This window comes from Amycolatopsis albispora (assembly GCF_003312875.1).
Classification (GTDB): domain Bacteria; phylum Actinomycetota; class Actinomycetes; order Mycobacteriales; family Pseudonocardiaceae; genus Amycolatopsis; species Amycolatopsis albispora.
The window spans coordinates 6,462,653-6,481,864 of sequence record NZ_CP015163.1 but is presented as its reverse complement, the minus strand read 5'-3'; the positions used below and the strand labels follow the sequence as shown (position 1 = coordinate 6,481,864).

Sequence of the window (19,212 nt, the reverse complement as noted above, 5' to 3'; positions counted from 1 at the left end):
GATACCCATGTCTACGTCATTGCCCATTTCCGCCACTGTTCGCCGGCCCGCTCGGCTGCTGACGCAAAACAGCGAGATGCGTCAGATCGGCGTGTGGAACTGGTCGCTGCCGGCCTGGGCCGGGCGACTGCCCGATGGTCGTACCTATAACACCTGTCTCAGCGCTGGAATCTGCGCTCAGGCGTGCTACGCGCGGCACGGCACCTACACCTGGCCGGTCGTCCGCGCCAAGCACCAGGCGAACCTGATGTACGTCCTCGACGATCTGGCCGGCTGGCAGGCCGCGATGGTCGCCGAACTCGGCGCGGCCAAGTTCTGCGGCGCGTGGATCAGAATTCACGACAGCGGTGATTTCTTTTCCGACTCCTATCTTCAGGCATGGCTGGATATTTGCCGGGTTCGACCTGACACGAATTTCTACGCCTACACCAAATTTACCGACCGTACGTAGACCCGTACGTGCCGTCCGTCCTGCGCCACTTCGCGAACGTGCCGTGCTTGGTTACCGACCATGTCCGGATCGTTCGGAGTGTCAGGCGTCGGTATGGAGGGTTTGTGGTTCGCAAGTGCGTGGTCGGGCAGCTACGAGTACAGGAGCTGCTTCGACGTGACGGAAGTCGTATGTGGACGATCGTGTGGCCGGAGGGGACGGTGCGTGAGGATGCTGATCAGTTCCTGCGTGTGCATGACGGATCTGGAACCCAGCGCACCTACGCCTACTACCTCGTGGACCACTTGCGGTGGCTCGAACGTGAGGGTCTCACCGTGGATCGCGTAGTACTTCGAGATCTGGAGCGCTACATGGGAATCCTTGGCGCCGACGTGCGCATGCCTCTGGGTGAACCGTGGCGGGTCGGGAAGCGACCGTACGGCAAGGACGCGCTGTCCACGACCGCTGCGTGTCTGAAGGGTTTCTATCGACACCAGGGAATGCTGGGAGTCAACCCCGAGCTCGGGTCGCGCCTGAACCAGTCCCGGTTGCCGTCACGAGAGGACCGACGCCGGGCCTTCCTCGGGCACGTGGCGCGCAGCGCGCCGGCGAACCCGCTGGCTCCCCGGCGCGGACGCCGTCGCCATCCAAAGATGCTCCCAGAAGGCGCGACCCCACAATTGCTGGATGTGCTGCAGTCGGCCCGCGACGAACTTGTCGTCACCTGGCTGACCGATGGCGGGTTCCGCATCGGGGAGCTATGCGGCCTGCATCTGGTGGACCTTCACCTGCGCGACAACGCGGCTTGCGGCCAGTGCCGATCCCCGCACGTGCACGTCTGCCACCGGCCCGGCAATCCGAACCGCGCGGCAGCCAAGACGAAGCACGAGTGGTCGATCGAGCGTGGGACCGTACGCGGCGGGCTGATCAAGCGCGTCAGTCCGGCGATGATTCACAGCTACTTCCGTTACATGACCGAGGAATACCCTAGTCAGCTGACTGACCACGGCATGCTTCTGGTGCAACTGCATGGACCGCACCATGGCCAGCCGTGGGCGCCAGTCGCAGCGCGGGGAATGTTGCGGCGTGCATCGATCCGGGCGGGGCTCGGGAAGATCAAGCCGCACGAGTTCCGGCACAGGTTCGCGACCGCCGTTCTGGATGCTTCAGGCGGCAATCTGGTTGTCGCGCGCGACGCCGGTGGCTGGGCGTCCACCGTGGTTGTCGATGAGATCTACGCCCATGTGGATATCCACGATCCCGTTTTCGACGCTGCGCTACGGCAGGTCTGGAGCGTGCAGGCATGAAGCACCTCCCACTGCTCACAGCGCACCAGACTCCGCCCAGCCGAGCGGAAACCGATCGGCTGGACCTGCTGACAGCACTGATCAACGGACCCAGTTTCACCCCGCTGTTCCGCACCGAGTTGATCGACGTCCCGCGCGGCCACCCTGTCTACGCATGGGAGTGCGTCGTTCCCGGCTGCGAACACTTCCGCGGCAACAGCGGTGACCTCTGTTCCACGCACCAACGACAGTGGAAACAGGCCCGCGATACGGGCACCGGCAAAGCTGCCTTCCTGCTCAACGCGGACCAACTGGCGCCGGCGGATGCCGCAGGCCAGCGGGTCTGCCGGATCTGCCTGGTCCGGCCCGCCACCGACATCGCTCGTCGGTTGTGCAATCGCCACAAGCACAGTTGGTTCTACCGCATCAAAACGCACGGCGCGGCGACAGACTACGACGACTGGCTTTCAGAGCAACATTCGCATCCGGGATTCGGACGATGCTGCGTTGTGGTGTGCAGCGACCTCGCGCAGTCCTCGTTGGGTTTGTGTGCTGGACACGAGTCTCGCTACCGGTCTGCGGGTCGTCCCGGCGGCGCTCATTTGCTGGGGCGAACGGGAAACCAGTTCACCGAAGTCGACGACAACCGGGTGGTCGTGTACGCCGACGAGCTGACATTCCGGCGGTGGTGCGCGGAGGTTGATCCGATCCCGCGAGCCAATCAGTTCAACCTGCGAGGGTTGCGGCCTCTTTTGCGTGCTGAGTTCCAGTGGGGATTGTTCGCCCATACCCAGGGCCAGCATTCCCAGTGGGGTCCGGGCTGGCTGCAGACCTTGGTGAACTTCTGCCGACGCCGCGACCTGAACTCGTTGACGGAGCTGGACTTGGGCTCATGCACCCACTTCAGTCGGCTCATCGCGCGGGAGATCCTCAACGGGCTGCGGCTGGTCTACTTCGGACCCGAGGACACTCGCGACGCGGGTTTCATCGAGACCGACCACTTCGGCGTCCGCTTCCCGAACTGCGGTAGCTACATCGACCTCACCGTGGTGTCGCAACGCTGGCTGCGGAACATGCTATGGGATCACCTCGCGGCAGCGATGCGGTCTCCGCACTGCCCTCGCTCCTCCGGGGTGTTCGCCAACCTCCGCCGCGCCAGCGCCGAACTGAGCGCCTTCCTCCAAGCCGAGGCTCCCGGCCACGGCGACGACCCCACCCGACTCGGCGAGGAGCACATGCTGCGCTTCGTCACCGACCAACGTCACCGGGCTACCCACGGCTTGCCGTCGTTGAGCATGAAGAAGGCCGACGGCACGGCATTCGCGACCACCCAAGCTTCCCGACGACTGATCTTCAACCACGTTCGGCGACTGCTGCGCACCGCGATGGACTCCGGCGAGACAGACCGGATCGGCTTGGACCGCGGTTTCGTTATCGCGGCACCGTCCGGCGGGAAGGCCGTGCACCGGACCCGGACCCCGTTCTCTGACGAGGTCGCCCATGCACTCGCCGACGAAGCCAACCTGCAGCAACTCGCCCACTCCTATGACCCGCAGGACCAAGGCCTCCGCGATATTTGGGAGACCATCATCGTCACCGGCCGGCGCGCGAACGAGGCCATTGGGCTGCGGTGGGATTGTCTCGGCCGCCACGGCGATCTGCCCATGCTCTGGCACGATCAGACCAAGGTCGGCAACTACGACCAGGCGATCCGGATCCCCGAAGGCCTCTACCAACGACTCCGGCAGCGGCAGCGCAAGACACTCGACCGATTCGTTGCCCGACACGGCCGACCGCCCACGGATGCTGAACGCCGAGCCTTGGCTCTGTTCCCAACGCGAAGCCGAAACCTCGCCGGTCAGAAATCCCTGTCCTACAGCTGGTTCAGCACGGGCTTCAAGCAGTGGATCGCTGAGCTGAACCTCGGAACGTGCGTTCCGCACCAGGCCCGGCACACGCTGGCCACGACGCTGCTGCGCCACGGTGCCAGCCTGACCCACATCCGCCGCTACCTCGGCCAAGTCTCCGATCGCATGGCAGAGCACTACACCCACGTCGCCGTGTCCGAGATCGAGGACGTCCTCCAGCACGTGTGGGTCGCAGGCCCCGCAGCACCTCACCCCGGCGAATTGCTTTCCGGTGACACCAAGACAATGAGCCGCGAGCAAGCGCACGCCCTCGCGATCGACTTATCGCGCCGCAGCACCCCGGCCGAAGGCGGATTCTGCACCTTCCAACCTGTCGTCAACGGCGACGCCTGTCCCTGGAAGCTGGACTGCCACAACTGCGACAAGTTCGTCCTCTCCGGCGCCGACCTCCTCTACTGGCGCCGCAAACGCGAGCAATGGCGTTCCATCGCCGAACGCGCACCGGATGACGCCACCGCCGACTACCTCCACCAGGTCTTCGAACCCACCGGCCGCGCGATCGACGGGCTGGAGAAAGCATTGGCGGGTATGGGCCTGCTCGACGAAGCGCTCGCTCTCGACCTGCGCCGTCCCCAGGACTACTTCCACCGCATCTGGAGCCTGTCCTTCCGCGCGACCGAACTCGCAGACGCCTCCTTCCCCATCAACAACGGCGATTCTTCGGAGCCTCAACCGTGAACAGCCCTCACCGCTCGTCTCGCACGGCCGCGGCAACGGCGGCCCGACAAGAACGGACTGCTGCGGCAATCGAGCGCGTCCACGACGCCGTCGCGCGCATGCTCCGAGAAAAGACACCGATCACCGCCGCTGGCGTCGCACGACGAGCCGGCGTCTCCCGAACCTTCCTCTACGAGAACCCCGACGCGCGAACTGCGGTCAGTACGACCAGAACGGCCGCAGCAACCGACCGCGCAGCCACGGATCCTTTGCACGAAGCCGAAATCGAGGACTCGTGGCGAGAACGAGCGCTCAACGCAGAGGCCATGCTGAAGACGGCACACGAGGAGATTGTCAAGCAGCGCAAGCACATTGGCGACTTGATGGGCCAGATTCGCGACATGGAGACCGAATGCGTCGAAGATTCGATCCTCCGTATCACGACCGAGAACACCACGCTCAAACAACAGGTTCGGCAGCTCACCGACGACAACCAGAAACTTGATGACCGGCTGAAGGCTGCACGCTCGAACGTCCGATTCCAGGACCGGCGAATCGCCGAACTCGAAGTACAGCTACTCGATTCCAGCGATCGGAGTTGACATGCACGCCGTCCACACAGGTCCGACACAGTTCGTCGGCCGACCGGCTCAACCGTCAGAAGCCGTCAGCGCCTCAACCACGGGATCATCGGCGCGCCAAGTCACCCACGCGTCTTCAGCCAGCTGTCGCTGATCGGCGCGAACTCGTTGATATCGAACGTGGTGCTTCACCAGCAGGCTGTCGATAGCTTTCCAGATCCGTCGGAGGTGAAGGCCCAAGTCGATCGACAGCTCAGCTGCCGAGACAGGCCACGACTGACGCATCGGGTCCAGCTTTTCCAGAAGCCTCGCACCCTTGGGCGCGGGATGACCGCCGGTATCGCAGTGGCCCCAGTACTCCTCGTTCGAGAACTTACCTGTGAGTGTCCGCATCTGCTTCGGGCTGAACGAGCTTCGGATCTCGGCCGGAGTGCTCTCGCCCCACCGTCGCGCGTGGTCGAGATCCTCGTCGAACAGCACAAGCAGATACTCGCACTCGATGAGCTGGCGGATCACCGCGCCGACAGCGTAGTAGCGACGCTTCGCCACCATCGCCACGGCCGCGTCAGCCAGTTCGGTACTCATGCTTGCAACCGTTGTTACCGCGCGAAACGCCATGACACTGGCAAGGTCCGGCTTCTCGCCACGATCAGGATGCTCGGCCTTGCCGCCCCCGAGCCACGAATCAATCGCGAGCCAGTCCTCAATGTTGACCAACACACCCAAGATCGTCGAGAGGAACTGGATTCGCGCATCACCGTGACTCTCGTCGAGCAACGCCCGCCGAAACTCATCGTGGGCTTCGTCATCCAGCTCGTCACTCGTCGTCATGGCAGCAACATAGTCACCCCGACACGTCGGCACACACATCCGTCGCAGCATCGTGGCGAACATGTAAGCTTCGGATCAGCGCAGGTCACCGGCGTCAAACGGGCTGTCGTGGTTGGTAAAACCAAGGAGGTGTCCCGGTTCCGGACGCTGGTCGAGCCTGACCCGCCGCCGAATTTCCTGTGGGTCTACTCGTATGGCGGGACACAGGATGTCGCGCTGAATCCTGCCGTCGATCGGGTCGCGGATGTGTTTCCCGACGAGTCCGCGATCGCCGAGGCGGGCTGGGCCTCGCAGGAAGCCAGCGACCTGCTCGCGGTCCTGGGCCCGCGGCTGGTCGGTGTGCCGGCCAACCGCATTCCCACCTATCTCAAGCGGCTGGCCGGGCGCCGGTTCTCCGAGTGGCAAGCCGAGGTCGACGCCGACCGCGCCGCCCGCCGAGGCCGCCGGCACCTGCGGCTCGTCGTCGACAACACCCGTCCCGACCAGAGCCAGCAGCCCACGGCCGAGGCCAGCACGACGCAGGCCGACCAGCCACGCGCTGCGTGACCGCAGCTCGCGCCCGTCCCGTCGACCGCTTTGCGTGGGGAGGTTCCCGATGTCCTGGCCAACCACTGCCACACCCCTGTCCGCCCTCGTCCCTCCGCGGGTCGAGCAGGCCGCGGACGGGCTCGCGTCACCGGTCGGCGACTACCTGCGTGACCCGCTCGGCGCCTTCGAGAACGTGCTGGCGCACCTGCGCGACCTTGCCCTCACGTGGGGCCCGATCGTCGGGCCGGTGCTCGCGGTCGTCGTCACCGCCGCGGTCGTCGCGCGGCGCCGGTGGCGCCGCCGCTACCACCAGCGCCTGGCCACCGATGCCCGCCTGGTCACCGTGCTCGCGCCACCGACGGTCGACCCCACGGGCGCGATCACCGTGTGGTCCAACCTCGTCGGCTTGCTGCGTCCCGGTTGGCTGCGCCGCTTCGGCGGGCAGCCGCACCTGGCCTTCGAGCTGACGTTCACCGACGACGGTGTGCAGATCCGCCTGTGGGTGCCCGGCCTGGTGCCGCCCGGCATGGTCGAGCGCGCGATCGAGGCCGCCTGGCCCGGCGCGCACACCCGCACCACCCTCGCCAAGCCGCCGATCCCGACCACGGCGGCAGCGGGCCGGCGCGTCGAAGCGGCCGGCGGTGAACTGCGGTTGGCCCGCTCGGAGGCGCTGCCGATCCGCACCGAGCACCCGGCCGACCCGATCCGGGCGATGCTCGGCGCGCCGGTCGGGCTCGGCCCGCACGAGCGGGCTTGCGTGCAGATCCTCGCCCGCCCCGTCGCCGGCCACCGGGTGACCAAAGCCCGGCGCGCGGCGCGGCGGGTGCACGCGGGCGGGTCGGTCCACCTGGTCGGCCGGCTGCTCGACGCCATCACGCCGGGCAAGACCCCGAAGCGGTCGACCAGCACGCGGACACCGGGCCTGGATCGGCAGACCAGCCTGGAGTACGCCGCCCAGGACCGCGCGGTCGTGGAGAAGCTGCGGGCGAACCAGTTCGAGACCCGCATCCGCTACGCCGTGGCCACCACCGTGCCCGAGGACGTCACCTCGGGCGAGGTCCAGGCGGTGCGGGAGGTGCTGCGGGGCCGCGGGCACGCGATCGCCTCGGCGTTCGCCGCCTACTCCGAGCACAACTACTACCGCCGGGTTCGGATCCGCCGCGACCCGGTTGCCGTGTTGGCCGAACGCCGCCTGGGCAAGGGCGACCTGCTGTCGATCCCGGAGCTGGCCGCGATCGCGCACCTGCCGATCGACGAGTCCACACCCGGCCTGCAGCGGGCCGGCGCGAAAGCTGTGCCGCCCCCGCCGGGCATCGCCACGATCGGCGAGCAGATCAAGCCCCTGGGGCTGTCGGACTCCGGGCACTCTCGCCCGGTCGGCCTGCACGTCGCCGACGCCCGCCACCACCTGCACATCCTCGGCGCCACCGGCTCAGGCAAGTCCGAGCTGATGGCCCGGATGATCCTGGCCGACGCCGAGGCCGGCCGCGGTGTCGTCGTGGTCGACCCGAAGGGCGACCTGGTCAGCGACATCCTCATGCGCCTGCCCGAGGAACTGGGCGAGAAAGTCGTGCTGTTCGACGCCGACTCCCGAGCCCGCCCGCCGGTGCTCAACCCGTTGGAGGGAGCTGACAAGGCCCGCGCGGTCGACAACCTCGTCAGCATCTTCTCCCGGATCTACGCCTCCTCGTGGGGGCCGCGCACTGACGACATCCTCCGCGCCGGGCTGCTCACGCTGACCGCGATGCCCGGCACGCCGACCCTGGTCGACCTGCCCAAGCTGCTCACCGTGCCGGCGTTCCGGCAACGAGCCTGCGACCAGATCGACGACGAGGTCCTCAAGGGCTTCTGGTCCTGGTACGACGACCTGTCCGAAGCCAGCCGCGCACAAGTGATCGCGCCGCTGATGAACAAAATCCGCGGCTTCCTGCTGCGCCCGTTCGTCCGCGCCGCCATCGCCGGTGGAACGTCCACTATGGACATGGACGAGGTGCTCAACACCGGCGGGATCTGCCTGGTGCGCATCGCTCGCGACGCGCTGGGGATGGAAACCGCGCGATTGGTCGGCTCCATCGTCGTGGCCCGCACTTGGCAAGCGGCCACCCGCCGGGCCCGCGTCCCGCAGCGTCAACGCCGCGACTGTGGGCTGTACGTGGACGAGTGCCACAACTTCTTGAACTTGGCCTATCCGTTGGAGGACATGCTCGCCGAAGCCCGTGGTTACCGGCTCTCCATGGCGTTGGCGCACCAGTACCTCGGGCAGCTACCGAAGGAGCTCGAAGAGGGCATCAGCACCAACGCCCGCAGCAAGATCTTCTTCAACGCCAGCCCCGAGGACGCGAAACGACTCTCGCGGCACACCATGCCGCGGCTTTCTGATCACGACCTGTCCAACCTCGGCGTTTACCACGTCGCCGCCCGGCTCGTCCTGGGTGGCGAGGAAGCACCGCCGTTCACCGCGGTGACCGAGAAGCTTCCGCCCGCGATTCCCGGACGCGCCAAGGCGATCCGCAAAGCTGCCAGGGTCAACACGCGCCCGCCCGTCACCGACGCCGACGCCGCAACGCGCCACGCGGATCAGCCCACTGTGGACCCGCGCCGCGCGGCCTGACTCGCCGAATCCCGTTTTCCCGCAACGCATGCGGGCTCACTGACTGCGCACGTCCGCTCCGGTGATGCCCGCATGCGTTGCCCTTCGCCTTCCCCATTCCGGCCAACGCCTGGGAGGTGCCTACCCATGATCTCGAATCCCACGCCTCAGAGGGCATTGCGCGGGCACATGCCCCAGCGCCCCACACCACGGGCGGCCACCACCGGGGAGCACCATGCCCAGCTCGCCGGGCGGCTCACCCTCCGGGACCGGTGGCTGGCCCGGATGCTGAACGAACACAAGGTCTTCACCACCCAGCAGATCGTCGAGCTCTGCTACCCGACCATGCGCGCGGCCAACCACCGCCTGCTCGACCTGTTCAAGTGGCGCGTCGTCGACCGCTTCCAGCCGTTCGTCAGCTCCGGCACCGCCCCGATGCACTACGTGCTCGACATCGCCGGCTCCGTGGCGCTCGCCTACGAGGACGGTCTCGACCCCAAACAACTCGGCTATCGCCACGAAGACGCCATCGGCATCGCCCACTCCCTGCGACTCGCGCACACCGTGGGCGTCAACGGCTTCTTCACGAGCCTCGTCGCACTGAGCCGGGAGCCCGGTGCCCGCGGACGCCTGACCGCGTGGTGGTCCGAACTGCGCTGCGGCCGGCTCTTCGGCGACATGGTCCGCCCCGACGCCTACGGCCGCTGGCGCGAAGACGGCCACCAAATCGAGTTCTTCCTCGAATTCGACTTCGGCACCGAGGACCTCGGCAAGCTCGGCCGCAAGCTGCACGGCTACGAAAAGCTCGCCACCGCAACAGGAATCACCACACCCGTCCTGGTGTGGCTGCCCACCAACCGCCGCGAAACCACCGCGCGCAGGGCGCTCGCCGACGCACTGTCCCAGTTGGACCGGCCCGCGCTCGTGCCTGTAGCCACCAGCGCTGCAGATGTCGCGGGTGTGGCCAGCGAGAACGACCCCGCCGTCGCCCGGTGGCTGCCGATTACCGGCCCGGCGTCACGACGGCCGGGCCGGCTGCGGCTCGCCGAACTCGCCCAGCTCTGGCCCCACACAGACCCGCCCACCACGGCGCCGTCCTCGACCGCGGCCAAGGCCCAGCAGGCGTCCACGGAACTGGCCGCACCGGACCCACTTCCACCACCGCTCCCCACCAGCCGCTTCCGGAGGTGACCCATGAAGATCGCCGTTGCCGCTGTCGCGGCCATCATCGCCATCCCCATCCTCATCGGAGGTGTCGGCAAAGCCATCGTCAGTGCCCTGTTCGGCACCGGTGGCACCGAGCCGAGCCAGGCCGCGATCGCCGAGATCCCCAACGACTACCTGTCGCTCTACCGAGCCGCAGCCACCGTGTGCCCAGGGCTGGACTGGACAATCCTCGCCGCCATCGGCGACGCCGAATCCAAACACGGCCGCGGCTCCGGCGACGGCATCAAGGAAGGCGAGAACCACATGGGAGCCGGCGGCCCCATGCAGTTCCTGAAACCGACCTTCGACGGCGTCATCACACGCCACACGATCCCGCCCGGAGGCGCCAACCCACCGTCACGCTACAACCCACACGACGCCATCTACGCCGCCGCGTTCTACCTGTGCGATTCCGGAGCACAGAAAGACATCCGCAAGGCACTGTTCGCCTACAACCACTCCGAGGAGTACGTCAACGGCGTTCTGGCACAAGCAAAACGCTACGGCACCGCCACCGTCGGAACCGGCGACTGCAACAAGATCCAGGCACCCAACCCGGCCGCGATCATGGCGATCAACTTCGCCTGCGGCCAACTCGGCCTGCCCTACGTCTGGGGTGGCAACGGACCAGCCGGCGGACACGCCGGCTTCGACTGCTCCGGCCTCACCAAAGCCGCCTACAACGCCGCCGGCATCAACCTGCCCCGCACCGCGCAAACCCAGTACAACGCCGGTCCACTGGTGCCCGCCGGCCAACCGCTGCTCCCCGGCGACCTGGTCTTCTACGGAACACCCGGCAACGTCCACCACGTCGGCTTGTACATCGGCGCCGACAAGATGGTGCACGCCCCGACCTTCGGCCAGCCGGTCCAGGTCAGCAACTACCGCTGGAACGGGGACGACTATCTCGCGGCGAGCCGTCCTGCGGTCGATCCTTGGCTCTAGTGCGCCGGTACGGTGAGTTCGAGCGGAGCCGAGGGAGCCATGGAGCAGGAAACCGACCTGTCGTCAGAGGAGCTGGAAGCGCTAGGCGACTGGCGCGCCTTGCTGGAAGAAGTGGTCCGGCTTGACCACGAGTACCACCTCAGCGCAAACCTTCACCCAGACGACACACGGTCAGAGCGGGAAGCAGCACTGTTGGAACTGCTGCAGGCTCGTTTTCGTGGCTACCCGATCATCCAGCGCGCAACCGTCCAGAACTTGGATGGTACGTCGCACAAACAGCACGACATTGTGTTCGCAGATTCATAGGTGCCGCCGCATCGCGTCCTGCGAAACGGCAGAGCACTGATCGTCCCACGCAGCGTGCACGCAGCCATCGAGGTCAAGAGCACCTTGGATTCGAAGAGCCTGGTTGCCTCCCTGGATCACCTCGCCCAGCTCAAACGCGCTGCGCGGTGTGATGTCGAAGGCACGTTCCAGGTGATCATCGGGGATCGTGAGTTTCCGTATGTGCCGATCAGTGGTGGCGTTTTCGCCTACCACAGTGATCTGCGCTTGAGTCTCATTGCTGAGCGGATTCGTGACTGGGCCGGGCGAAACCCTCACGAACTGTGGCCCAACTTCGTCACGATCTTGAACCGAGGTCACCTTGGGTGGGTAGACCCTTCGAGTGGTGAGGTCCGCACAACGCCGCACCGGGACGACGTGCCGATGTGGTACGAGCCGACTGATCCCTGCGGTCCGCTCGTCGGACTCGTGTACACACTTGAAGGACTCAGCCGTTGGTGGCGCGCACCCGGTACGCCGTGGCTGCCTCTTCCAAGGCCGATCCCACGACGCACTGTGGGAATGAAGATTGGCCGCCCCGTCCGACCCGTCGGTGTGCCTGAACCCGAAGATTGCGACTGCCTGTGCGTTAACTGCCACCCTTACGGCCGCATGAGCTTCGAGCAGCAACGGCAGACTTGATCCGATCAGAGCGGCAGGGTGCTGTCGTATCAACTATTGCTGAAGACCAGACGAGGTTATTGGGCCTCGACGCTCTCTGCGGTCTGCAGAGATTGGTTTCTCGTTCTTTGAACTTGAAGTACATCGAGAAGCTGATTGCGGCAGCAACGAAACCGCTAAGTGCGGCAGCGCACCAAAGTAGCGGCGAGGAACCCGCCTGAGGGTCTGTCAAGAAGCTGGTGTAACTGATCTTGTCGGTTCTACTTCTTGTTCGTGGTCAGGCGTCCGGGGAAGGTGAGCTCGAAAGCGTTCAACGGCGCCTTCCAACGGGCGACCCAGCGTTTGCGCCCAGTGCCGGTGGGATCGAGGCTCATCAACGCTAGGTAGACGCACTTGAGCGCGGCGGCCTCGGTCGGGAAGTGGCCACGGGCCTTGACCGCCCGTCGGATCCGCGCGTTGATCGACTCGATGGCGTTCGTGGTACACACCACGGTGCGGATCTCGGCGTCGAACTGCAAAAACGGCACGAACTCCGCCCAGCTGTTCTCCCATAGCTTGATGATCGCCGGGTAGCGGGCCTCCCACTTGTCACCGAAGGCAGCCAGCGCGTCCAGTGCCGCCGACTCGCTGGGCGCGGTGTAGAGGGGCTTGAGGTCCTTCGCGATCGCCGCCCAGTCCCGCTTGGAGGCGTAGCGGAAGCTGTTGCGCAGGAGGTGGACGACGCAGGTCTGGGTGATCGCTTGCGGCCACACGGTTTCGATGGCCTCGGGCAGGCCCTTGAGTCCGTCGCACACGACGATACACACGTCGGCTGTGCCGCGGTTCTTGATCTCCGAGAGGACCCGCAGCCAGTACTTGGCTCCCTCGCCGTCGCCGTGTTCGCCAGCCCACAGCCCGAGGATGTCGCGGGTGCCCTCCACGGTGACGCCGAGCGCCAGATAGATCGGCCGGTTCGCGACGTTGCCCTCACGGATCTTGACATTCACACAGTCAATGAACACCACCGGATACACCGCATCCAGCGGCCGGTTCTGCCACTCGGCCATGCCGTCCATCACGCGGTCGGTGATGGTGGTGATGGTCTGCTTGGACACCTCGGCGTCGTACACCTCGGCCAGGTGCGCGGCGATCTCACCATGCGTGAGCCCCTTGGCGGACAACGAGATCACCAGATCATCCAGCCCGGTCAGCCGGCGCTGGCCCTTGCCCACCAGTTGCGGCTCGAAACTGCCGTCGCGATCCCGCGGGGTAGCGATCTCCACCGGGCCGGCCTCGGTCAGCACCTTCTTGCCGCGCCGGCCGTTGCGAGAGTTCCCGCCGTTGCGGCCGGCCGGGTCATGCTTGGAATAGCCGAGATGGTCGTCCATCTCGCCTTCCAACGCCGACTCCACCACCTTCTTGGTCAGCATCGCCAGCAGGCCGCCCTCACCGGTCAACTGCAGACCCTCGGCCCGCGCCCGATCCGCCAGCTGCTGCACCAGCTGATCGTCCACTCCATCCGCCATCGCCGGAGCCTTCGCCTCGCCGCCGTTGCCCGTCCCATCAGTCACAGATGTCTCCTTCACCTCAGGAGTTACACCAACGAAATTACAGTCCCCCGCCTAGTGCCGATGAGGCTGAGTCTGACGATGGAACTGGCGAGTGTGCTTAGCTGAATAGCAGTGTGGATCCGACGGTTCCGCCTGGCCGCGGATCTAAGGGTGTGGCTTTCGCCGGCCAAGCGGCGCACGTAGTCAGGCGTGGTATCGCCAAGTACACGGTCGAGTACGAGTCTCAGTTGTGCTGCCGCAACTTGCTCTTCCGCTGTACCGGGTGGCATGTCAGGTTCGGTTTCGCCTAGCACGCGCGCCGGAAAGGCGTCGAGGACCAAGTGCTCATCCCGCTGCGAGAGTTCAGAGAGGGCTAGGAGCTGTTTAAGAAGGGGCCCTGGTGTGTGGGTGTAGCGAGGTCTCCGGTAGATGGATCAACGACGAAGAAGATCAGCATCTATCCGGAGACCTCGGTGGGAAGCGTATCGGTGGGCGCGCGTAAAGACTTGACGGACCGGCAGTGGCAGGCGTTGCAGCGTGTGTTGCCGCCTCGACCCGTGGCAGGTCGTCGGCCGAAGTGGACGTGGCGTCAGTTGCTGGACGGGATCCGGTGGCGGGTACGAGTCGGTGCTCCCTGGCGGGACGTGCCGGAACGGTACGGGCACTGGCAGTCGATCTATCAGTTGTTCCGTCGCTGGCAACGGGAGGGCGTGTGGCCCTGGATTCTCACGATGCTGTGGGCATGGGCCGACCGGGCAGGGCTGATCGACTGGCAGGTGTCGGTGGATTCCACGATCAATCGGGCCCACCAGCACGCGTCCGGGGCCCGCCGCCGACCCGATGAGCAGGTCGAACCGCCCGGCGACGAGCCGGGCGACCACGCGCTCGGTCGGTCCCGGGGCGGGTTCACCACGAAGATCCACCTGGCCTGCGAACAAGGACGCAAACCGTTGTCACTGGTGATCACCGCCGGTCAACGCGGTGACAGCCCTCAGATGACCAGCGTGCTGGACGCGATCCGGGTGCCCCGGCCCGGACCTGGACGAGCGCGCACACGCCCACGGCGCGTGCTGGCCGACAAGGCCTACTCCTCCCGCTCGAACCGGGCCTACCTGCGCACACGCGGGATCGCGGCCACGATCCCGACCCCCAAAGATCAAACTGCCCACCGCCGCGCCCGCGGATCAGCCGGTGGCCGCCCACCCGCCTTCAACCCCCACCACTACCGGCAACGCCACGCCGTCGAATGCGGCATCAACCAGCTCAAACACCACCGCGCCATCGCCAGCCGCTACGACAAACTCGCCGTCCGCTACGAAGCCACCCTCCACGTCGCCACCATCGACATCTGGCTACGCAACCTCACCAAGACCAATTCCTAAACAGCTCCTAGCTGAGTGAGCACTCGGAGTCCAGCTGCGCGCTTGACCGCCGCCTCGTCGAGGGTCAACTCGGCCGCCCATGTGAAGCGACGCCACCACTCCTCGCGACGTGCGGGCGATCTCCCGCTGGATCGTCGCACGGTCGTTGCCTCGAACCGACAGCTTCACGCCGACGAACGCACCGATCGCCGCGACCAACGCTGTTGCGGTTTGCAGCCACAGATTCAAGGATGGCCTCCTTATCGGTCGCTGAACTTCGCCAGCTGTCGCAAGCCTCCTCGCGCTCAACGACGCCAGTCGACCGAGCAAGTGGCATGGCTACGCATGAAGGCGGGTGCCTCGATCCTGACCTGCGCGAGCCAGCATTGCGCAGACGATTATGCGACGCGGTCACGCGTCGGCGTTGTCGTCCTTGCCTTCAAGCAGCTTGTAGAGGTTGGTGCGGTCCATGCCGAGTTCGCGGGCGACCTGCGCCTTCGGGACGTTGTCTTCGATCGCCGCAGTCATGCGTTCGAACCGCGCGTCACGGGCCTTCTTGAGCTCTTCGAGCGTTGTGACTCGCTGGGCTTGTAGCGCCGCCTCTTGATCACGAATGCTCTGGAGCCGATCCTGGAGCTCCTTGACCTTGGCCGCACTCTCCCGGAGCAGCTCGAAGTGCTGTTCCTTGTCCACTTCCTTGCCTCTTTTCCGGGTCGTGTTGCCAAGCTGACCTAGCGACATGTTGTATCACACTGTAGACGGCAACAGTGATCTGTGACGCCACTTTGGCGACCGGCCTGCCCGGTGTGTATGCGGCGGGCGATGTGGCGCAAGGCGCGGCCGCCGCCCGCCACGCCCTCGACCCAGCGGCCGCACGCCCGCTGGTACCGGTGCCGTACTTCTGGTCCGACTGGTACGGCCACCGCATCCAGTTCGTCGGCACCCCACGCGCTGAGGAGGTCGTGGTCGCCGTGCCCGCTGAGGCGGGGTTCACCGCGCTGTACCGGCGCGGTGACCGGATCGTCGGCGCGTTCACCGTGGACCGGCCACGCGAGATCATGAAGTACCGGCGACGCGTCGCGGCCCGGGGCTCGTGGGCGGAAGCGGTCGCGTTCGCGGCCACCACGACCACAGCCGCCTAACATGGCGGCCATGGGCAGAACCCTCTCCACCTAACCGACGGTCGGCGGCCAGTACCGCCAGCCGATCATCGCTGCGGCGATCGAGCTGACGGCTCGCAGCGGCTGGTCAGCGGTTACCATGGCGCGGCTGGCCGACCACGTCGGTGTCAGCCGCCAGACCGTCTACAACGAGATCGGCTCCAAGGCCGCGCTGGCCGACGCCATGGTGGACCACCACCTCGACCAGTTCCTCGCCGTTGTCCGGGACGCCTTCGACCGCCACCCCACCGACCTCGTCGAAGCGATCCACGACGCAGTGCGCGACGTGCTGGACCTCGCCGCCGGCAACCTCCTGCTCCGTGCGATCGCCTCCGCCACCTACGGCGCGGACACCGAACTGCTCCCGCTGCTCACCACCCAGGCGAACACCTTGATCACCCGGACCACAGCGATGCTCACGCAGCGTGTGACGACCTACCAGCCCGACCTCACACACGAGCAGGTCAGCGTGGTGATCGATGTGATCGTCCGGACAGTCCTCAGCCACGTCATGCAACCCGCACAGTCCCCGGCCCATACTGCCGACCGCCTCGCCTGGCTGGCCGCCCGAGTGCTCGGCGGCCAACCCTCCCGGACCCGCACACCCCTACGCTACCGCTGACGACGGACCAGAGCCGGGGGCCAGACGCCGCGGTTAACCCGGCCAGTCGCGTTGTGTGCCATCGCACCAGCCGGTCACGGAGCATTCGGAGCTCGGGTGCGCTGTCGCGCTGAGCCGAAACGGGTTGGCGAGCGTGCGGGCGGGTCGTCGCTCACGTGTCCGCAGGACGCCGACCACTGGCCGCCGAAGCCCTGGCGGCTGCGGCTTCAGCGCACCTGGTCCCGGGGAACGTCGAGTTACAGCGTGCGGGCGATGATCTCCTTCATGATCTCGTTGGTGCCGCCGTAGATCTTCTGGACTCGCTGGTCGGTCCAGGCGCGGGCGATGCGGTACTCGCTCATGTACCCGTAGCCGCCGTGGAGTTGGAGACAGTTGTCGATCACCCGCATCGCTCGGTCGCTGCACCACCACTTGAGCATGGCTGCGGTGGCCACGTCCAGGCCGCCGTCGAGGTGCCGGCTGATGCAGTCGTCGAGGAACACCCGGCACACTCGGGCCTCGGTTGCGGCCTCGGCAAGGGTGAACTTGGTGTTCTGGAAGGAGAAGATCTGCCGGCCGAAGGCCTGCCGGGTTTTGGTGTAAGACAGTGTGTCTTCCAGCGCGGCTTCCAGGGCGGCGACCGAGGTGATGCCGATGAGCAGCCGTTCCTGCGGGAGTTGCTGCATCAGCTGGAGGAAGCCCTGACCCTCGGTGGTGCCGAGGAGGTTGGTGGCCGGGACGCGGACGTCGTCGAAGAACAACTCCGCGGTGTCCTGGCCGTGCAGGCCGACCTTGTCCAGTACCCGTCCGCGCCGGAATCCCGCGCGGTCGGTTTCCACCACGACCAGCGAAATGCCCTCCGCACCCAGGGTTGGATCGGTCTTGGCGACCACGATCACCACGTCGGCCTGGCCGCCGTTGGTGATGAAGGTCTTGGCGCCGTTGACCACATAGCCATCGCCGTCACGGATCGCTTTCGTCGCCACGTTTTGCAGGTCGGAGCCGGTTCCCGGTTCGGTCATGGCGATGGCGCCCACCCATTCGCCGGTGGCGAGTTTAGGCAGCCACGCCCGCTTCTGGTCCTCGGTGCCGTAGGCGAGCAGGTAGTGCGCCACGATCGCGTTGTGCAGCCCCACACCCCAGCAACTGTCGCCGCTGGCGGCCTGCTCTTCCAGCAGCACGGCCTCGTGCGCGAACGAACCACCACCTCCGCCGTACTCCTCCGGGATGGACAGGCACAGCAGCCCAATCTCTCCAGCCTTGGTCCACAGCTCCCGGTCGACGCTTTTCTGCTCGGCCCAGCGCTGCTGGTTCGGGGCCAGTTCTTTCCGGCAGAACTGACGGGCCAGATCACGGAACTCGTCAAGATCAGCGGTCGTCCACCGGCTGCGGTACTCGCTCATGGCATGCTCCTTCGCTGTTGCTCATTCCCCAACGGGTGCGGGCACGTGTGCTTGTCAGCGGTGTTCGGGCGGTCGGTTGAACATGGCCAGAACATCGGCGTCGGCGCCGTGTGGCGTGAAGTGTTCGCGGTCGACGACGAGAAACAGGGCTTCGGCGGTGAACCGGGTCACGTCGTCGTGGCCGGTACCGGTGGCTTCCAGGTGGAGCCGTCGGCCCTGGCGGCGCTGCAGGCGTGCGGTGATGCGGTGTGGCTGACCTAGCGGCACCGGTGCCAGATAGTTGACCGTCAACGTGCGGGTGACGGCGATCTCCTGCACAAGATAGAGCACGAAGCCGAACAGGTCGTCGCAGGCCGCGGAGATCGCGCCACCGTGTGCCAGGCCAGGGGCACCCCGGTGCCGGGCGTCGAAGGCCACGTCGGTGGCCACGGTGTCCCCGTCACGGTAGACCTTCAGATGCAGGCCGGCCGGGTTGTCCGGACCGCATCCCAGGCACTGGGAGTGGTGCGGCGGCAGCGAGATGAGGGAGGGGTCAGCCATCGCGTGTCGGTCCTTCGGAACTAGAGGCCAGCAAGGCAGTCGTGTGAGGGGTTGAGGTTGGGTTTCGCCGGGTGGCGGCGGCGAACTGGGTGGCGGCGACCTCGATGATGTCCTGGCGACTGACCGGCAACTCCCCGGCCAGCCAGGCCATGAGCAGTTCGGCGAGGCCACCGGTGAGCAAGAGGCCGGCGATCTGGTCATGGGGTGCCGAGAGCGCGTCGGCGCCGTGCAGGGCGTGGGCCTGCCTGGCGATCAGCTGGGCGAACTCCCGCAGCAGTTCGTGCCGCCGGGTGCGCAACGGGTCGGCGGCGGCGGATTCCAGCATGGCCACGCGGCCGATACGCGGATCACTTGTGAGCAGGTCGACGAACGCGCTGATCGCCGCTGTGGCTTTTCTGTGGGGATCACCATCGGTGGTAGCCAAAGCGTGCAGCGCGACGTCACGGATCTGAGACGCGATCCGATCCAGTACCGCCAGCAACAGCGCGTCACGGTCGGAGAAGCTCTCGTAGAAGTAGCGCTCGGTCAGACCCGCCCGCGAACAGACGGCCGTCATCGTGGTCTGCCGCCACCCCTGGGTGCCCAGCAGATCCAACCCGGCCTCCAACAACTGCTGGCGTCGATCGTCACGGCGCTGCTGGGCGCTGATCCCTCGATAGCTTCGCTTCGGCACCGACATAGCTGTCATCTT

17 protein-coding genes and 2 pseudogenes are annotated in these 19,212 nt (G+C 66.3%); 12 read left to right on the top strand and 7 right to left on the bottom strand.

Annotation, left to right across the window (positions count from 1 at the left end; genetic code table 11):
• Nucleotides 1-7: 7 nt before the first annotated feature.
• From A4R43_RS30670 to A4R43_RS30655, 4 genes and pseudogenes are all read left to right on the top strand, one after another.
• Nucleotides 8-445: pseudogene (locus A4R43_RS30670) on the top strand (GP88 family protein); the annotation flags it as partial.
• A 176-nt stretch (nucleotides 446-621) separates the two neighbouring features.
• Nucleotides 622-1,737: a tyrosine-type recombinase/integrase gene (locus A4R43_RS30665; protein ID WP_236808367.1), complete on the top strand. Its 1,116-nt coding sequence runs from the start codon at nucleotides 622-624 to the stop codon at nucleotides 1,735-1,737.
• Nucleotides 1,734-4,322 carry a tyrosine-type recombinase/integrase gene (locus A4R43_RS30660; protein WP_113692912.1) on the top strand — a complete coding sequence of 863 codons (2,589 nt, stop codon included), beginning with the start codon at nucleotides 1,734-1,736 and terminating at the stop codon, nucleotides 4,320-4,322. The genes A4R43_RS30665 and A4R43_RS30660 overlap by 4 nt, the downstream gene beginning before the upstream one ends.
• Complete coding sequence (locus A4R43_RS30655; RefSeq protein WP_113692913.1) at nucleotides 4,319-4,903, top strand: DUF6262 family protein; 585 nt, start codon at nucleotides 4,319-4,321, stop codon at nucleotides 4,901-4,903. The genes A4R43_RS30660 and A4R43_RS30655 overlap by 4 nt, the downstream gene beginning before the upstream one ends.
• A 48-nt stretch (nucleotides 4,904-4,951) precedes the next feature.
• Here A4R43_RS30655 and A4R43_RS30650 read toward each other — a convergent pair whose 3' ends face one another.
• The gene (locus A4R43_RS30650) at nucleotides 4,952-5,713 is read right to left on the bottom strand and encodes a hypothetical protein (RefSeq protein ID WP_113695283.1); all 762 of its coding nucleotides are present in this window, start codon (nucleotides 5,711-5,713) and stop codon (nucleotides 4,952-4,954) included.
• A gap of 120 nt (nucleotides 5,714-5,833) precedes the next feature.
• Here A4R43_RS30650 and A4R43_RS30645 point away from each other — a divergent pair.
• The 5 genes and pseudogenes from A4R43_RS30645 to A4R43_RS30625 all read left to right on the top strand — a co-directional run.
• Nucleotides 5,834-6,259, top strand: a pseudogene (locus A4R43_RS30645) (GP88 family protein); the annotation flags it as partial.
• A 49-nt stretch (nucleotides 6,260-6,308) separates the two neighbouring features.
• Nucleotides 6,309-8,852: a DUF8128 domain-containing protein gene (locus A4R43_RS30640; RefSeq protein WP_110341500.1), complete on the top strand. Its 2,544-nt coding sequence runs from the start codon at nucleotides 6,309-6,311 to the stop codon at nucleotides 8,850-8,852.
• Nucleotides 8,853-8,978: 126 nt separating this feature from the next.
• Entirely contained in the window at nucleotides 8,979-10,022 is a 1,044-nt protein-coding gene (locus A4R43_RS30635) for a replication-relaxation family protein (protein ID WP_110341498.1), read from the top strand.
• Nucleotides 10,023-10,025: 3 nt separating this feature from the next.
• Nucleotides 10,026-10,982: a C40 family peptidase gene (locus A4R43_RS30630; RefSeq protein ID WP_110341496.1), complete on the top strand. Its 957-nt coding sequence runs from the start codon at nucleotides 10,026-10,028 to the stop codon at nucleotides 10,980-10,982.
• Between the two features lie 39 nt (nucleotides 10,983-11,021).
• Complete coding sequence (locus A4R43_RS30625) at nucleotides 11,022-11,288, top strand: hypothetical protein (RefSeq protein WP_110341494.1); 267 nt, start codon at nucleotides 11,022-11,024, stop codon at nucleotides 11,286-11,288.
• On the opposite strand, the gene A4R43_RS42965 is transcribed toward A4R43_RS30625, so the two are convergent.
• Both A4R43_RS42965 and A4R43_RS30620 read right to left on the bottom strand, forming a co-directional pair.
• Nucleotides 11,283-11,627 carry a hypothetical protein gene (locus A4R43_RS42965; RefSeq protein WP_146240090.1) on the bottom strand — a complete coding sequence of 115 codons (345 nt, stop codon included), beginning with the start codon at nucleotides 11,625-11,627 and terminating at the stop codon, nucleotides 11,283-11,285. The two genes, A4R43_RS30625 and A4R43_RS42965, sit on opposite strands and share 6 nt — an antisense overlap.
• A gap of 560 nt (nucleotides 11,628-12,187) precedes the next feature.
• A complete protein-coding gene (locus A4R43_RS30620; protein ID WP_110341587.1) occupies nucleotides 12,188-13,432 on the bottom strand; it encodes an IS256 family transposase in 1,245 nt (414 codons plus the stop codon).
• A 497-nt stretch (nucleotides 13,433-13,929) separates the two neighbouring features.
• On the opposite strand from A4R43_RS30620, the gene A4R43_RS30615 reads away from it, so the two are divergent.
• Nucleotides 13,930-14,838 carry an IS5 family transposase gene (locus A4R43_RS30615; protein WP_110341492.1) on the top strand — a complete coding sequence of 303 codons (909 nt, stop codon included), beginning with the start codon at nucleotides 13,930-13,932 and terminating at the stop codon, nucleotides 14,836-14,838.
• Between the two features lie 390 nt (nucleotides 14,839-15,228).
• Here A4R43_RS30615 and A4R43_RS30610 read toward each other — a convergent pair whose 3' ends face one another.
• The gene (locus A4R43_RS30610) at nucleotides 15,229-15,510 is read right to left on the bottom strand and encodes a hypothetical protein (protein WP_110341490.1); all 282 of its coding nucleotides are present in this window, start codon (nucleotides 15,508-15,510) and stop codon (nucleotides 15,229-15,231) included.
• A 74-nt stretch (nucleotides 15,511-15,584) separates the two neighbouring features.
• Here A4R43_RS30610 and A4R43_RS30605 point away from each other — a divergent pair, with 74 nt between their 5' ends.
• Both A4R43_RS30605 and A4R43_RS30600 read left to right on the top strand, forming a co-directional pair.
• Nucleotides 15,585-15,959: an oxidoreductase C-terminal domain-containing protein gene (locus tag A4R43_RS30605; protein WP_369973573.1), complete on the top strand. Its 375-nt coding sequence runs from the start codon at nucleotides 15,585-15,587 to the stop codon at nucleotides 15,957-15,959.
• Nucleotides 15,960-16,077: 118 nt separating this feature from the next.
• A complete protein-coding gene (locus tag A4R43_RS30600) occupies nucleotides 16,078-16,599 on the top strand; it encodes a TetR/AcrR family transcriptional regulator (RefSeq protein ID WP_233520108.1) in 522 nt (173 codons plus the stop codon).
• Between the two features lie 236 nt (nucleotides 16,600-16,835).
• Here the strand turns inward: A4R43_RS30600 and A4R43_RS30595 are convergent, their stop codons facing one another.
• From A4R43_RS30595 to A4R43_RS30585, 3 genes are read right to left on the bottom strand one after another with little or no spacing between them, the layout of a single operon-like run.
• Nucleotides 16,836-17,981, bottom strand: coding sequence for an acyl-CoA dehydrogenase family protein (locus A4R43_RS30595; protein WP_110341486.1), 1,146 nt, complete (start codon nucleotides 17,979-17,981; stop codon nucleotides 16,836-16,838).
• Nucleotides 17,982-18,035: 54 nt separating this feature from the next.
• Nucleotides 18,036-18,521 carry a PaaI family thioesterase gene (locus A4R43_RS30590; RefSeq protein WP_110341484.1) on the bottom strand — a complete coding sequence of 162 codons (486 nt, stop codon included), beginning with the start codon at nucleotides 18,519-18,521 and terminating at the stop codon, nucleotides 18,036-18,038.
• Nucleotides 18,514-19,200 carry a TetR/AcrR family transcriptional regulator gene (locus A4R43_RS30585; protein ID WP_110341482.1) on the bottom strand — a complete coding sequence of 229 codons (687 nt, stop codon included), beginning with the start codon at nucleotides 19,198-19,200 and terminating at the stop codon, nucleotides 18,514-18,516. The genes A4R43_RS30590 and A4R43_RS30585 overlap by 8 nt, the downstream gene beginning before the upstream one ends.
• Nucleotides 19,201-19,212: the final 12 nt, after the last annotated feature.